The organism is Acinetobacter sp. Ver3, assembly GCF_000632455.1.
GTDB lineage: Bacteria > Pseudomonadota > Gammaproteobacteria > Pseudomonadales > Moraxellaceae > Acinetobacter.
This window is the reverse complement of the sequence record NZ_JFYL01000071.1, coordinates 1-13,334: the sequence shown is the minus strand read 5'-3', so window position 1 is coordinate 13,334 and position 13,334 is coordinate 1. Positions and strand designations below refer to the sequence as shown.

At 39.5% G+C, this 13,334-nt stretch carries 17 protein-coding genes; 6 read left to right on the top strand and 11 right to left on the bottom strand.

Annotated elements, in window-relative coordinates; all coding sequences use genetic code 11:
• Positions 1-68: 68 nt before the first annotated feature.
• The 3 genes from CL42_RS13710 to CL42_RS13700 form a co-directional block, all read right to left on the bottom strand.
• Positions 69-1,442, bottom strand: coding sequence for a dihydrolipoyl dehydrogenase (locus CL42_RS13710; RefSeq protein WP_035269719.1), 1,374 nt, complete (start codon positions 1,440-1,442; stop codon positions 69-71).
• Positions 1,443-1,758: 316 nt separating this feature from the next.
• Positions 1,759-2,184 carry a beta-lactamase hydrolase domain-containing protein gene (locus CL42_RS13705; RefSeq protein WP_035269717.1) on the bottom strand — a complete coding sequence of 142 codons (426 nt, stop codon included), beginning with the start codon at positions 2,182-2,184 and terminating at the stop codon, positions 1,759-1,761.
• Complete coding sequence (locus CL42_RS13700) at positions 2,177-2,512, bottom strand: TIGR01244 family sulfur transferase (protein WP_035269714.1); 336 nt, start codon at positions 2,510-2,512, stop codon at positions 2,177-2,179. The genes CL42_RS13705 and CL42_RS13700 overlap by 8 nt, the downstream gene beginning before the upstream one ends.
• Positions 2,513-2,635: 123 nt before the next feature.
• Here CL42_RS13700 and CL42_RS13695 point away from each other — a divergent pair, with 123 nt between their 5' ends.
• The 3 genes from CL42_RS13695 (at position 2,636) to CL42_RS13685 (ending at position 4,406) form a co-directional block, all read left to right on the top strand.
• Positions 2,636-3,535: an alpha/beta hydrolase gene (locus tag CL42_RS13695; protein WP_035269712.1), complete on the top strand. Its 900-nt coding sequence runs from the start codon at positions 2,636-2,638 to the stop codon at positions 3,533-3,535.
• Complete coding sequence (gene trxC, locus CL42_RS13690; protein WP_035269710.1) at positions 3,532-3,957, top strand: thioredoxin TrxC; 426 nt, start codon at positions 3,532-3,534, stop codon at positions 3,955-3,957. Before CL42_RS13695 ends, trxC begins: the two co-directional genes overlap by 4 nt.
• Before the next feature lie 80 nt (positions 3,958-4,037).
• Positions 4,038-4,406 (top strand): acyl-CoA thioesterase, encoded by a 369-nt coding sequence (locus tag CL42_RS13685; RefSeq protein WP_218945426.1) that lies wholly within the window; start codon positions 4,038-4,040, stop codon positions 4,404-4,406.
• A gap of 69 nt (positions 4,407-4,475) precedes the next feature.
• On the opposite strand, the gene CL42_RS13680 is transcribed toward CL42_RS13685, so the two are convergent.
• Both CL42_RS13680 and CL42_RS13675 read right to left on the bottom strand, forming a co-directional pair.
• Positions 4,476-4,976: a DUF4442 domain-containing protein gene (locus tag CL42_RS13680; RefSeq protein WP_035269707.1), complete on the bottom strand. Its 501-nt coding sequence runs from the start codon at positions 4,974-4,976 to the stop codon at positions 4,476-4,478.
• 28 nt (positions 4,977-5,004) lie between these two features.
• Positions 5,005-5,493: a YajQ family cyclic di-GMP-binding protein gene (locus tag CL42_RS13675; RefSeq protein ID WP_035269703.1), complete on the bottom strand. Its 489-nt coding sequence runs from the start codon at positions 5,491-5,493 to the stop codon at positions 5,005-5,007.
• A gap of 91 nt (positions 5,494-5,584) precedes the next feature.
• Here CL42_RS13675 and CL42_RS13670 point away from each other — a divergent pair, with 91 nt between their 5' ends.
• On the top strand, positions 5,585-5,896 hold the full coding sequence (locus CL42_RS13670; protein ID WP_035269700.1) for a rhodanese-like domain-containing protein: 312 nt from the start codon (positions 5,585-5,587) through the stop codon (positions 5,894-5,896).
• A gap of 47 nt (positions 5,897-5,943) precedes the next feature.
• On the opposite strand, the gene mnmC is transcribed toward CL42_RS13670, so the two are convergent.
• From mnmC to CL42_RS13650, 4 genes are read right to left on the bottom strand one after another with little or no spacing between them, the layout of a single operon-like run.
• A complete protein-coding gene (gene mnmC / locus CL42_RS13665) occupies positions 5,944-7,848 on the bottom strand; it encodes an FAD-dependent 5-carboxymethylaminomethyl-2-thiouridine(34) oxidoreductase MnmC (RefSeq protein ID WP_035269696.1) in 1,905 nt (634 codons plus the stop codon).
• 32 nt (positions 7,849-7,880) lie between these two features.
• Positions 7,881-8,315 (bottom strand): hypothetical protein, encoded by a 435-nt coding sequence (locus CL42_RS13660; protein ID WP_035269723.1) that lies wholly within the window; start codon positions 8,313-8,315, stop codon positions 7,881-7,883.
• Between the two features lies 1 nt (position 8,316).
• Positions 8,317-8,619, bottom strand: coding sequence for a YciI family protein (locus tag CL42_RS13655; RefSeq protein WP_035269693.1), 303 nt, complete (start codon positions 8,617-8,619; stop codon positions 8,317-8,319).
• A gap of 31 nt (positions 8,620-8,650) precedes the next feature.
• Positions 8,651-9,265, bottom strand: a complete 615-nt coding sequence (locus CL42_RS13650) for an inner membrane-spanning protein YciB (RefSeq protein WP_035269690.1) — start codon at positions 9,263-9,265, stop codon at positions 8,651-8,653.
• Positions 9,266-9,309: 44 nt separating this feature from the next.
• Between CL42_RS13650 and CL42_RS13645 the strand changes: the two genes are divergently transcribed.
• Entirely contained in the window at positions 9,310-10,164 is an 855-nt protein-coding gene (locus CL42_RS13645) for a PHP domain-containing protein (protein ID WP_035269688.1), read from the top strand.
• 64 nt (positions 10,165-10,228) lie between these two features.
• On the opposite strand, the gene CL42_RS13640 is transcribed toward CL42_RS13645, so the two are convergent.
• Both CL42_RS13640 and radC read right to left on the bottom strand, forming a co-directional pair.
• On the bottom strand, positions 10,229-11,140 hold the full coding sequence (locus CL42_RS13640; protein ID WP_035269686.1) for a bestrophin family protein: 912 nt from the start codon (positions 11,138-11,140) through the stop codon (positions 10,229-10,231).
• Positions 11,141-11,243: 103 nt separating this feature from the next.
• Positions 11,244-11,930, bottom strand: coding sequence for a RadC family protein (radC, locus tag CL42_RS13635; RefSeq protein WP_035269684.1), 687 nt, complete (start codon positions 11,928-11,930; stop codon positions 11,244-11,246).
• Positions 11,931-12,045: 115 nt separating this feature from the next.
• Here radC and coaBC point away from each other — a divergent pair, with 115 nt between their 5' ends.
• On the top strand, positions 12,046-13,311 hold the full coding sequence (gene coaBC, locus CL42_RS13630) for a bifunctional phosphopantothenoylcysteine decarboxylase/phosphopantothenate--cysteine ligase CoaBC (protein WP_035269682.1): 1,266 nt from the start codon (positions 12,046-12,048) through the stop codon (positions 13,309-13,311).
• The last annotated feature ends 23 nt before the right edge of the window (positions 13,312-13,334 follow it).

The following is a 13,334-nucleotide window of genomic DNA, read 5'->3' as shown; positions in this document are numbered from 1 at the left end:
TGCAGTAAAGAATGAATTAGAATGTAAAATATAAGCCCTAATCATAGGGCCTTACATCAAACAATAGATTAAAGTTGTCGTCGAGCGTGTTTTAACGCAGTTCTTAGGCCTTCCTCTAGCGTTGGATGGTAGAAAGGGTGATCTAGAATTTCATCAACAGTAAGATCACTGGAGATAGCCCAAGCGAGCAAATGTGCTAAATGTTCTGCTGAATAACAAAGAAATTCTGCTCCGAGAAGTTTACGTGAGTGTCGATCGACGTAAACCTCTACAGCCCCAATATTTTGTCCATTGACAATCGCTCGTCCTTGCTTTTCGTACGATACGATACCCGTAACGAACTTATGATTGGCTTTACGCAGTGTTTGATAAGTGGAGCCGACCCCTGCCATTTCTGGTGAGCTAAACATAATACCCAATCGGGTAAGACTTTTTTTCTGACTCGATTGATGTTGATTGAGGCAACTATGAACTGCCAATTTACCTTCATAAGATGCTTCATGCTGGATAGGCGTTGCAGTAAATGCATCACCTACAATGTAAATGGGGTAGTCACCAAGCTGTTTAGTGGTTGGATCAACAGGTAGTTGCTTTAGATCAATGAATTCATCATTTATATACTGAATATTTAAAGAATCTAAATTCGTGGTACGACCAGTCGCAGATAATAGGTAATCAACTTCTATAGCTTTATTGCTACCATTTTCGATAAAGTTAATTTGAACCTTATCTTCGCCTAATTTCTCAACCTGCTCGGGTAAAATCTCATATTTGATATTTAATTCTTTTGAGAATATTTCTTGAGCAAGCGTTTGTAAGTCTGGGCTAGTCAATGAACCAATTTTTTTACTGCGAGCAAAAACTGTAGTTTCCACACCTAGACGCTGCATGGCTTGTGCAAGTTCGATTGCAATGACACCGCTTCCAATTACAGCTAAACTTTTTGGTAAAGTAGGTATTTCAAAGACTTGATCAGAAGTTAAATATAAATGACCAAGTTTTTGTTGCCAATCTTGATTTACTGTTGGTCTTGAACCAACAGCGATAATGAACGATTTAGCTTGGTATTTCTTATTATTAACATTGATTGTGTTTGCATTTACAAATGTTGCGCGACCTGAAATTTTGTGCGCTGTAGGCCATGAATTAACGTCCTTCAGTGTTGCTTTTGTAAATCGATCACGTAATTGCTGTACATGTTGCATAACATCTTTAGTGTCAATTTGAGAAGAAATTTTTAGCCCAAGTTGTTCTGAAGTTCTCGCATTATAGGCAAGATTAGCTGATGAAATTAGAACTTTACTCGGCATACAACCTACTCGAGCACAAGTGGTATCCCACGGACCGTCGTTCACAATAAGTATATTTTGTGTAGTTTTAATGGCTTCTTTATAAGCTGAAATACCAGCAGTACCAGCTCCAATAATAATGATATCGTACATATTGTATTGAGTAAGAATGATTTGAATTCACTATATAAAAAAAACTTCGATGAAGAAGTTTTTTTTTCAATTTATTACACTTAAACCTTTAACTTTTGGTGATATCCATATTTTGAAAATTTGTATTATTTAAAACTAAGTATTTTCATGGTTGTTATTGAAAGAAGATGAAAGAAAAAGGCGCTTGTGCGCCTTTAAAATGAATAAGATACATTTATCTTATAATGATGTACCTGCATGCACACCAACAGTTGGTTTTACATTCATTGATGTGCAACCGAGTAAAAGAAACGAACAACATAATGCAATACAAATTTTATTCATGAATGAGTCCTAATGAATTTGCTTTATTAAATAGTAACGTAGAACGACTACCTGACTTACATACTAAAAGTATAGGTTTAGGTAGACTATTGTAATACTTCGCAAACTCATGAACATCTGCATCTGTTATTTGACCTGAAATAACAGGTTGGTAAATCAAACTGATTTTAGACTTTTCGGCTAAAGCTCTTAATTCACTTGCAGTTGTTTCGTTACCTGATTCTTGATCAGGACGGTTAACGATCACAGACTTAAATCCCTGCTGCATTAAGGCATTGAATTTTGTAGCCGTCATATGACCCGATATACTCACAGATGGATTAAGTGCTTTACTGAGCGGTTCTGATGCTGAATGACTTAGCGTTACGATACTAAAAATGAAGATGGAAAGGATGAATCTAAACCACATCTTAGTCATCAAGCAAATCCATTTGTTTTGCTAATTGGTAGAGATTGTTAGAGCGATTTCCCGTACGACAGAACATTAATACTGGTTTTGGTAGCTCATTGAAATGATTTGCAAAAGTACGAACATCAAGCTCAGTAATTTGACCTGCAACTACAGGTTGATATACATAATCTAAGCCTTGAGCGCGTGCAGCTTCTTCAATTTGGGCACTTGTTGGCTGTTCTGGTCCGCCTTCCATATCGGGGCGATTATTAATCACAGATTTAAATCCTTTTTCAACAACTTGAACTAAATGTTCTGGCCCAATTTGACCAGCAAAACCTACATTTTCACTCATTGCGTCACTCCCAAAATAAATTAAAAGACTATGCTACTATCATAGCATCTCGCTCAGATATGAGCTTTGATCGACACAAAAAATTTAAAATAAAAATCGTATGAATACATGCATGGAGCACCTATGTACGATTACACCGTAGAGCCGCTGTACGTACAAAAAGCAAATGAGTTGATCGCTACTGACCTTTATTTGCCTGTCAAAGTTAAAAGACCTCCTGTGCTTATTATGGCGCATGGTTTTGCAGGATTACGTCAATTCAAATTAATCCAATATGCGCAACGTTTTGCTCAATCAGGGTTCGCGGTTGTACTCTTCGACTATCGTTGTTGGGGAGGAAGTACGGGTAAACCACGAGAAATGGTCTCTATCCGTCAGCAGCTAGAAGATTGGTATGCTGTGATTGCGCATATCAAATTATTCCCTTTGGTTGATGGGCACCAGCTTTTCTTATGGGGAACGGGTCTGAGTGGCGGATATGTTCTAAAACTTGCATCTGAGTTAAATGGGATTCGGGCTGCAATAGCGCAAGTACCCTTTGTGGACGGAAATGCCAGCAGTAAAATTTATCCAATTCAACATATGGCGCAGGCTTTAAAGTTATCGAGTCAGGATTTAATGGCAGCCAAAGTTGGACGTGTTGGAAAAAAAATGCCTGTCGTTCATCCTTATGCATTAAGTTTTTACCCGAGTCAGGATAGTTATCAAGGGTATATGTCGATCGTTGATTCAAACTATTATTGGAGCGGTGAGGTGCCTGCAAGAGCTATGTTGGACGTCATACGATTTCGACCGATTACTACGGCAAGAAGTATTAAAATTCCTGTGTTATTTATTGCTGCCAAGAAAGATGCAGTTATTCCCATAGAAATTAGTCGTGAAACGGTAACCAATATGGCACCTTATGTGGAATACCATGAGTGGAATATGACACATTTTGATATTTATCAAGCAAATTGGATGGAAAGCGCAATCAAGCTTCAATTAGAATTCTTAGATCAAAATAGAGGAGTAAACTCGTGATTGTTGTTTGTCCAACATGTGGCGCAAAAAATCGTGTACCTGAAGATAAAATCCAATCTCAGCCGAATTGTGGTCAATGTCATGAGCATTTGATTCCGCTTGCCCCTATTGAGCTGAATGAGCAAAACTTTAGCAATTTTATTACCAATAGTGATTTACCAGTATTGATTGATCTTTGGGCAGAATGGTGCGGGCCTTGTAAAATGATGGCACCGCATTTTGCCGAAGTAGCCAAATCAAATCCGCATGTGGTTTTTGCGAAGATAGATACTGAAGCGAATCCACGTTTAAGTACTGCCTTTCATGTTCGTAGTATTCCAACGTTGGTATTGATGAATAAAACCAATGAAATTGCTAGAATAAGTGGTGCATTACGTGCAAATCAATTACAAGATTGGTTAGATCAGCAATTAAATGCTTAACCAATAGGCCAATATTTGGAGTGACTGTGTCAGATTCTCAACTTAAGCCAGAAGGTACATTATCCCTTCAAACCATTGCTATGCCTGCAGATACCAACTGGAGTGGGGATGTTTTTGGTGGTTGGATTGTTTCACAAATGGATTTGGCTGGAGCTATTCATGCAGAGCGTTATACAAAAGGTCGCTGTGCAACCATTGCAATTAATCAAATGACATTCCTTGTGCCTGTTAAGGTGGGTGATGTCATTAGTTGTTATACTAAAATCTTAAAGCTCGGAAATACCTCCATTCAAATGCAAATTGAAGTGTGGGATAGTCACGACTCTTCACGTCCAGCGAAAAGAGTGACAGAAGGAGTTTTCACTTTTGTTGCGGTAGATGTAAAAGGGGCAAAACGCCAGATTCCAGATGATGTTAAACAAAAGTTTCAAGAATCTCTAAGCATCTAATCACAAAAAATCACATTGTTGGGATTTTTTATTAGGGAAACTTTTTTAGGATCAATATGATCATGAGCTTTATTGCTTAAGTTGAGATTTTGCAATCCAAGCCCAGAGCATTTCACATTGAATTGGCTCTTCGCCAGACTCATCTGTCACGATCACCTTGACAAGGGTTTCACCTTTTTCAGACTCTTGCATCTGTTTTTGTTGATCATCAGTCAATGTAGCGACTGCAGTCATCGCACCTTTAGATGGGCGTTTGAAATCTACTTTTAAGCTTTTTATTAATACGATTGAGGTATCGGGTACATTCATGCCCGTAACAAAGCCAGTAGCTGTTTCAGCGATCAGCGCCATTGCGCATGCATGCACTTGACCAATATGGTTTTGCATTGCTTTATGGTTTTCGATTTTAACGACAACTTTAGCATGACTAACTTCAAGATAACGTAATTTGGCGGTTCCCACCATTGGAACGACACGGCCAAAAGCTTTGCTCCATAAAGTACTACGGATACCTTGTGGAAACTTAGATGTCGCTTTTACTAACTTAGATAAACGATTGCCTTTTGCCATGATCAGTTCCTATGATGGAGCAAAGAGATTAGTCTTTGAAGTTGTTAAATTGAAGTGGGATACCGAATTGTTGTTCTTTTAAGAACGCCATAACTTGTTGTAATGTATCGCGCTTCTTGTCAGTGACTCGGATTTTATCGCCCTGAATAGAAGATTGCACTTTGATACCACTTTCTTTAATGGCTTTATTAATTTTTTTTGCTGTATCAGAGTCAAGACCGTCTTTAAGTTTAATGACTTGAATGACATTTTTGCCAGATGCTGTCATTTTTTGCGGATCTAGTGCTTGAACGTCGACTTTACGTTTATAAAAGTGATTTTCCAGCATGTTGTAAACTTGCTCACATTGGAAGTCACTTTCAGTCGAGATCTTAATTTCTTTATTTTTTTCGTTTAATTCGATCGAAACGTCTTGACCACGGAAGTCGAAACGCGTTCCGATTTCCTTTTGTGTGTTTTGAACTGCATGATTTACTTCAAAAATCTCTAATTCTGAAACAATATCGAAAGATGGCATAGTTTAGACCTTTACAAATAGAAAGAATATCTGAGATGCTAGGGATGTTTTCTTCATTTGCCAAGTGTTGTTTACATCAAAGGAGTGCGCAATGATCCGTAAACAAGAAATTACAACATTTGAGTTCCCAGCTGACGCGATTATCTGGGATGTACGTGATACAAGTGCTTATGCTGAAGCACATGTGAAAGGAGCGGTGAACCAACCGATTTCCACACTTTCAGCAGAAAGCCTGGCTCAAGTTGCAGCGGATCAACCGATTTACATTTTATGTGGCGGCGGAAGTAAAGCACCACGTGCTGCAGAACTATTAGAAGGCTTTGATAGTTCACGTGAATATGTGGTCTTAATGGGTGGTACTCGTGCTGCTCGTGAGGCAGGATTACCTTTAGAGCAAGGTTAATCATGGTTGAAAAAAGCGCCTTATGGCGCTTTTTTAGTTTCAATAAATCATGATGATTGAGTTTTAGCCTGAAAATATGGCTTCTTTATTCTTACTTTCTTTCTAAATCGATGAACATTGAGTTTATTGAGTAAAGTTTCAGATATAGGGCATGCTGTTTTTAAGATTTGAGCCACCAGAATTTCAGCACACAAAGGAGCAAATAAAAAGCCTTTAGATCCCAAACCTGAGAGTGTATAAATCTCAGTATCAGATTCAACCTGACCTAAAAGCGGAAAATAATCCTGACTTTGTGCACGAACAGAAGCTCTACCATGCCAAGAATGATGGTCAGGAAATTGTGCAGCAATATCTGGTGCGAGATCTGCAAGTAACCTGTAGTTATGTTCATGATCTTCATCAAGAACATCTTGATCATCTCGATTAGGGTAAAAAGAAGCACCTAAAATGATTTGATGATCATTTAAAGGCATACAGTAGCCACCATAGCTATATGCTTCATGTTTCTTGAACTGTGAAGATGAAACATGATTAAACCAGCTAACTTGACCACGTATCGGTTTTAAAATCGGAAAATCATCAAAGAGATTCATACTTTCACGGGCACAACAAATAATCACGTGGTCAAATTGATATTGTTGTCCAACATGATCTGTTATACCGACTTGATGATTGGCAAGTCGGTCCCACGATTTGATTGTCGCTTGCTGAAATTCGATCAGTTCATTCGATAAAATTTCTTTAGCCAAATCATGCGGTCTGATTGTTCCAGCCTGTTTCAGGGTGAGGAATGCTTGGTTGAACAGGCTGTTTTCAGCGGCAGAATTTGCTTCGAGTATGTTTTCTGGATATTGATTTGCAAGATCGAGAAGTTCATCAACGTGTTTAAGAGGGATTTGATGGACTTGTGCTTCGTCAAAGGCTTTAAATTTTGAATAATGGTTCATCGCATGTTGCCATGCTAATGTCATCAAATGATCGGCACTTTGTTCAATAGGACAGAGTTTGGGATTCAATAAAGCCAGAGGATTTCCTGACGCGCCACTTAATGGCTCATGGTGGTCAAATAGGCGGACGCGGTGACCTCTTAATGCAAAGGCATAGGCACAACTTAAACCCGCAATTCCAGCGCCTACAATGCCTATACGGCGTTGAGAACTTGAGTGTGGTTTGTATTGGTAATCTTCGGGAGAGAGTTCACTTTTTTCAGCCTCTTCGTCTAAAGGCAGTAAAACTCCCTTTAGCATTTCACGTTTGTGTCCGAACCCTTTTGGGCGTGTAATTTTCACGCCGTGTTTTTTTAATCCTCTTTTGAGGATGCCAGCAACACTGAAAGAGGCAAAAGTAGTTCCAATATCTGATAGTCGAATAATTTGATTCAGAACTTGTTCTTCCCACATATCTGGATTACAGGCAGGAGCAAATCCATCTAAAAACCATGCATTGACAGTGCTAGTTTTGGCAATGACTGGAAAAACATCATGTGCATCACCTAACCAAATATCAATACTAAAACGCTCATCTGGAAAATGAAGGCGGTGGCATCCTGCAATCGGCAGTGGATATTGGGCAATGAGTTGATCTGATAAATGTTTCAGTTCAGGCCAAGCATTTAAAGCTCGGATCAGATCAGCCTTGCTCAATGGAAATTTTTCCACCGTAATGACATGCAGTTGACTATGATTATTTGGACGAATTGATTGCCAAAGTTGCCAAAGGGTGAGGATATTTAAACCCGTGCCGAAGCCAGTTTCTCCGACTGTGAAATGTTCAAATGGTTTTAAGTCCGATAGGCGTTCATGTAGATCATTACCATTGATAAAGACATGACGCGTTTCAAGAAGGCCATTGGCTTTTGAAAAATAAACATCACCGAAAATTTTAGAAACTGGAATATCGATTCCATCAACGAGTTGCCAATCGAGATCAGCAGTTTGAATGGCCTGAGTCAAAATTTGAAACCTTTGAAAAGCGTGTCAGTGGTTTACCACTGACGACGTCGTTTTGTATAGATGTAACTGGCAATAATAAAGCCGACAAAAATACCGACAGCCATTGTTGCTGCACCGTACAGAAACATTTGAGCACTACGTTCACTTTGAAGCACCTGAATTTGTACACCTAAATTATCATTTTTTAGTTGTAATTCTTGATTCTGTGCTAAAGCTTCTAGGTTTGCTTTTTCAAGCTGTTGGAGACGTGTTGCTTGGTCTTTGACTAAAGCCTTTACTTTTGCTTCTTGAAGCGCTTTATTTCGTGCAATTTGTTCAGCTGTAAGTGGCTTTGCAGGCGTAGCTGTTGCTGGCTGAGACTGTGCAGCTGGATTCGCTGGTGCAGCAGTAGTTGCTGCGGGTTCAGCCCAAGCTGAAGATACCAATGCAAAATTGATGAAAAGAGCAGAGCGTGTCAAATTCATCATCTTATTCATGTGGTAATGCTTTATTAAAAGGTTTTACGTCAATGCTGGCATAAATACCTTCTTTTAAAAAAGGCTCATCTGCTAACCATTCATCTAACGCTTCACGGCTTTCAAAATCTAAAATAAGGGTGCTGCCATAAAATCCAGCTTGTGGGTTATTACGATCTTTTGGCATCGCGCCAGCGACGATTACGCGACCTTCCTCAGCCAGTTTTTCAAGGCGTGCAAGGTGTTGTGGGCGTGTTGCTAAGCGTTTTTCAACAGTACCTTCTTGGTCGGTACACGTCACTACAAATAAGGGCATGGCGAAATCTCTATATCCTCTTTCAACACGATTATTCTTCTGCAGATTTAAAGTGTTTTCGTAAAATGATGAATTGAATAATGATAAATGAAAACATCACAATCATGTCACCAAAAGCAGTAAATTCACCCCAATATTTTCCATCCATGAACACGAAAGCAAAGAAAATATGCAATGATGCCATACCAACAAACATCGCGGCCCAAGCATAGTTTAAATTTTTCCATCCCTGCGGTGTTAAATTTAAAATAGGACCAAATAAGCGTTGAATGAGAGGTTTGCGGTCTTTACCAAAATAAGGTGAAATTAAGAAAGCACCAGCAAATACAAAATTCAAGATCGCTGCTTTGAGACGAATATAAAAATCATCACTCAACATGAGAGTAATCCCACCAAAAATCACCGTCATAAATAAAACAATCCATTGTTGTTTATCGAGATGAAATTTTTGGCGGACAAATAATGCGCCGTAGACCACGAGCATAGAAATGATTAAGCCCGTTGTAGCAACGAGAATATGGTTATTATCGACGCCACCTGCAGAGCCGATCCATTGCAGTAAAGGGTGATTGTTATCTTTGGGATCGACAGTTTTGTAAAGCCAAAAGAAAATTATGAGTGGCACAAAGTCTAAAAGTGCTTTCATGTTAAAGTATCTATGCAGTTCAGGTGGATGGATTAGTATAAAAGATGCAAGGCGTAGATTTACACACACATAGTAATATTTCTGATGGAACTTTATCGCCAGAGTTACTGGTTCAAGCTGCGCTCGAAAAAGGGATACATACCCTTGCACTGACTGACCACGATAGCATGGATGGTTTGGTTTTGGCTGAAAAAGTTGCAAAAAATCAACCAATTCAAATTATTTCAGGTGTGGAAATTTCAAGTCAGTGGTCTAGACCTTCGACCAAAAAAAGTTATGGTGTGCATGTGGTCGCACTGAATATGCAATCACCTGATCCTTTGCATAAGCTACTAGAACAACAAAAGATAATTCGAGCTGAACGTGCTCAACTCATCTGTGAATTGTTGAAGCCTCTTATTGGAGAGGATATTTACGCGGATGTGGTTGCGAAGGTCGAGGGTATACCTGATCGTGTGACACGAACCCATATTGCGAAGACGTTGGTCGAGAAGGGTCATGTTTCACGTCCGCAACAAGCTTTTGACAAATATATCAAGGAAGGTAAAAAAGCTTATGTTCAGTTTGAAGGACTTGGTCTGGAGGAAACGATACGTGTAATTCATGAGGCTCAAGGGTTTGCTGTTTTGGCACATCCTACCCGTTATGATTTATCTGCGACCAACATTCGTTATTTAATTGAAATATTTGCACGTTACGGAGGCGACGCAGTTGAGTTGCCACCTGCGATTGAGCCTACCTCGACGCGACAAATGGTAGACCGAATGATTGCCGAATTTGGGCTTAAAGTATCAGTTGGAAGTGATTTTCATGGAGATAATATGCCATGGATAAAATTGGGGAATATCCCTCAAGTGAAAGAGGGGCAGGTTGGCATCTGGGAAAGTTTTATTGTATAGAAATTCTCTTATAACAACGGATAAGAGAATTTTAGGCGTTGATAAGACATTCAGTTGTCACGAATCAAAGTAAGTTGTGATCTTGTGCTTGGATCGGTGGAGGAGTTGGTTTTCCTAAAGTCCCGAGTAGTTCAATCTCGATTGTACGAACCATGGCATCGAGTGGAAGATCATTACTTTGTGTACCAAAAGGCTCTTCTATTTCAGAGCTGAGCGCATCAAGCCCCAAAAACGTATATGCTAAAATACCGACTAAAAGTGGTGTCGCCAAACCGAGCACCGAGCCTAAACTAAATGGAAGCATAAAACAGAAAAAATAAACGGTACGGTTTAAGAGTACTGAATAAGCATAAGGTAAAGGAGTTGTAGCAATACGATCACAGCCTGTTTGAACCAAACTTAATTCAGTTACATGTTGGTTCATTTGTGTATAAATAATGTCTGAAATTTCGCCTTCTTTCAGTGACTGCATCAACTCCCATTGAATCAAACTTAATGTGTATTGTGGTGCATTGGCTTGCTGGTAAAGTTGAGTTAAAGCTTGTGGACTCATGCCACTGGTTTGATGCAAAGCATCGGGACTGACTGTTTGATGACGAAGACGGTCACGCAGTACGTTCGCAAAAACAATCATATGCTGAATTACACGTTCACGACGACCTTGCGGCAAGATCCGGCAGTCTCGATCGAAATGTCGAGCATTGGCGATTAAGCTCCCCCATAATTTACGCGCTTCCCACCAACGGTCATAACACGCCGAATTTTTGAAACCTAAAAAAATCGACAATACTACTCCGATCAGTGTAAACCCAACCAAAGGAATTTCAGGGAATCTATAGAGATTTATATATTCAATTCCCCCCACGATTGCTGAAATCAGCATAACGATTCCAAGTGGAGGTAATACCTTCGGTAAGATGGTTCCACGCCATGAAAATAATAGTTTTAGCGTATCGGTTTGATCACGAACAATCATGTAAATCAATCTTTCATTTTTCTATGATCTTCACTAGTTCAGCGAGTATTGTCAATGATAAAAAATGGAAACTTCGAGCAATTTTATTCTGTAATTTATAGACTTATTCTCGGATCAGTTGGTGCTCCATAAAAGAGTAGCTGCCTTCGGTGGAAATGATGACATGATCGAGTAATTTAACCTCAATTAAATTACAAGCTCTACTTAAAGATTTCGTCAAATTGATATCGTCAATTGAGGGCTGAGGAATTCCTAAAGGATGATTATGTGCAATAATCACAGCACTCGCCTGAGTGTGGATGATATGTCGAATAAACTGATTAATTGAAACTGCACAGTGGTTAGTAGAACCAAAGAATAATTTTTTAAAATTAATTTTTCTGAGCCTTGCATCTAAACAGAGTACCGCGAAAATCTCTTGAGATTCGCCAATAAGTTCATAACGAAGATAATCTTGAATTAAATCAGAGCGACTTAAATCAATTTGTTGGTTCAATTGATGTTGCAAGTAACGCCGTCCAAGCTCTTTTACAGCCATCAATTGAGAGTATTTAGTGTCTCCCATGCCATGGAACATGCGAATTTCGTCTATCGATGCATCAAACACTGCATTTAAGCTTCCAAAATGTTGCAACATCAATCTTGCTAATTCGACCGCAGAATGTTGTTGAGATCCTGATCTTAAAAAGATGGCGAGGAGTTCTGCATCAGAGAGGCTATGAGCACCTTGGCGGAGTAATCTTTCTCGCGGTCGTTCTTGTTCGGGCCATTGTTTGATCGAATTATTCATTATTATTCACTGTTTTAAATTATTTTAACTTTTGAATATTCACCAAGGTATATCTTGGGTGGCAGAATATTTAATGCTATTGTGAGCGCCACTGCAATAAAAAGGTGACGTGATCTTGAGTTTTGATCTTAGTGTGTTCTCCAATAAAAATATTATTCTTGCTGTTACTGGTGGTATTGCTGCTTATAAAAGTGCCATCTTAGTACGCCGACTTAAAGATTACGGATTTAATGTCCGAGTTGTAATGACTCAAGGTGCCCAAGCTTTTATTACGCCGCTTACCTTTCAAGCATTGTCGGGTAATCCAGTACATACTGAACTTCTAGATACAGAAGCTGAAGCTGGAATGGGGCATATCGAATTAGCACGATGGGCGGATTTGGTGCTTGTCGCTCCTGCCAGTTGTGACAGTATTGCTAAATTTGCTTGCGGACTAGCGGATGATTTACTCAGTACACTCTATTTGGCAACAAAAGCACCTGTTTGGATCGCACCAGCCATGAATCAACAAATGTGGGCGGCTAAAGCAACACAGCGCAATTTGAGTACTTTGGTCGATGATGGTGTGCATGTCATTATGCCTGAGGCGGGTTCTCAAGCGTGTGGCGATGTTGGATTAGGACGTATGCCTGAGCCTGAAGATTTAGCTGAACAGGTACGAGAATATTTCCATAAAGCGCAGCGTGCAATTGCAGAAAAATTTGGCTTGCTGGCGGGTAAAAAAGTGACGATTACCGCAGGTCCAACTCGAGAGGCAATTGATCCAGTGCGCTATATTTCAAATCACAGCACTGGAAAAATGGGGTTTGCTATTGCTGCTGCATGTTATTCAGCAGGTGCTGAGGTGACACTGATCGCGGGTCCTGTCAGTTTAGATACACCGAATGGGGTGAAGCGTTTAAATGTATCTTCAGCGAGACAGATGCTTGATTTAAGCATGAATCAGTTGGAAACAGGATGTGATGTATTTATTGCGACAGCTGCCGTAGCGGATTATCGTGTTGCAGAAGTTGCGGAACATAAAATCAAAAAAGCTGGTGATGAGTTAGCTGTCTCTCTTGTTAAAAATCCTGATATCGTGGCGACGATAGCTTTGCAAGACAAACGTCCATTTATGGTCGGTTTTGCAGCTGAAACGCGTAATGTTGAAGAATATGCCGCAGGTAAATTGGTGGCTAAGAAACTAGATATGATCGCATGCAATGATGTTTCAAGAGCGGATATTGGTTTTGCTTCAGATGAAAATGCGATGACTGTGTTTTTTGCTGAACAATATGAAATGGAAAAACGTGATCTTGAAAAAGCTTCAAAGCAAGAAATTGCACAACAATTGGTTGAAGCTATCCATGATGCATTACATCAAGAAAAACGACCTGTTTAAATGTAGGATATAAAAAAAGACCG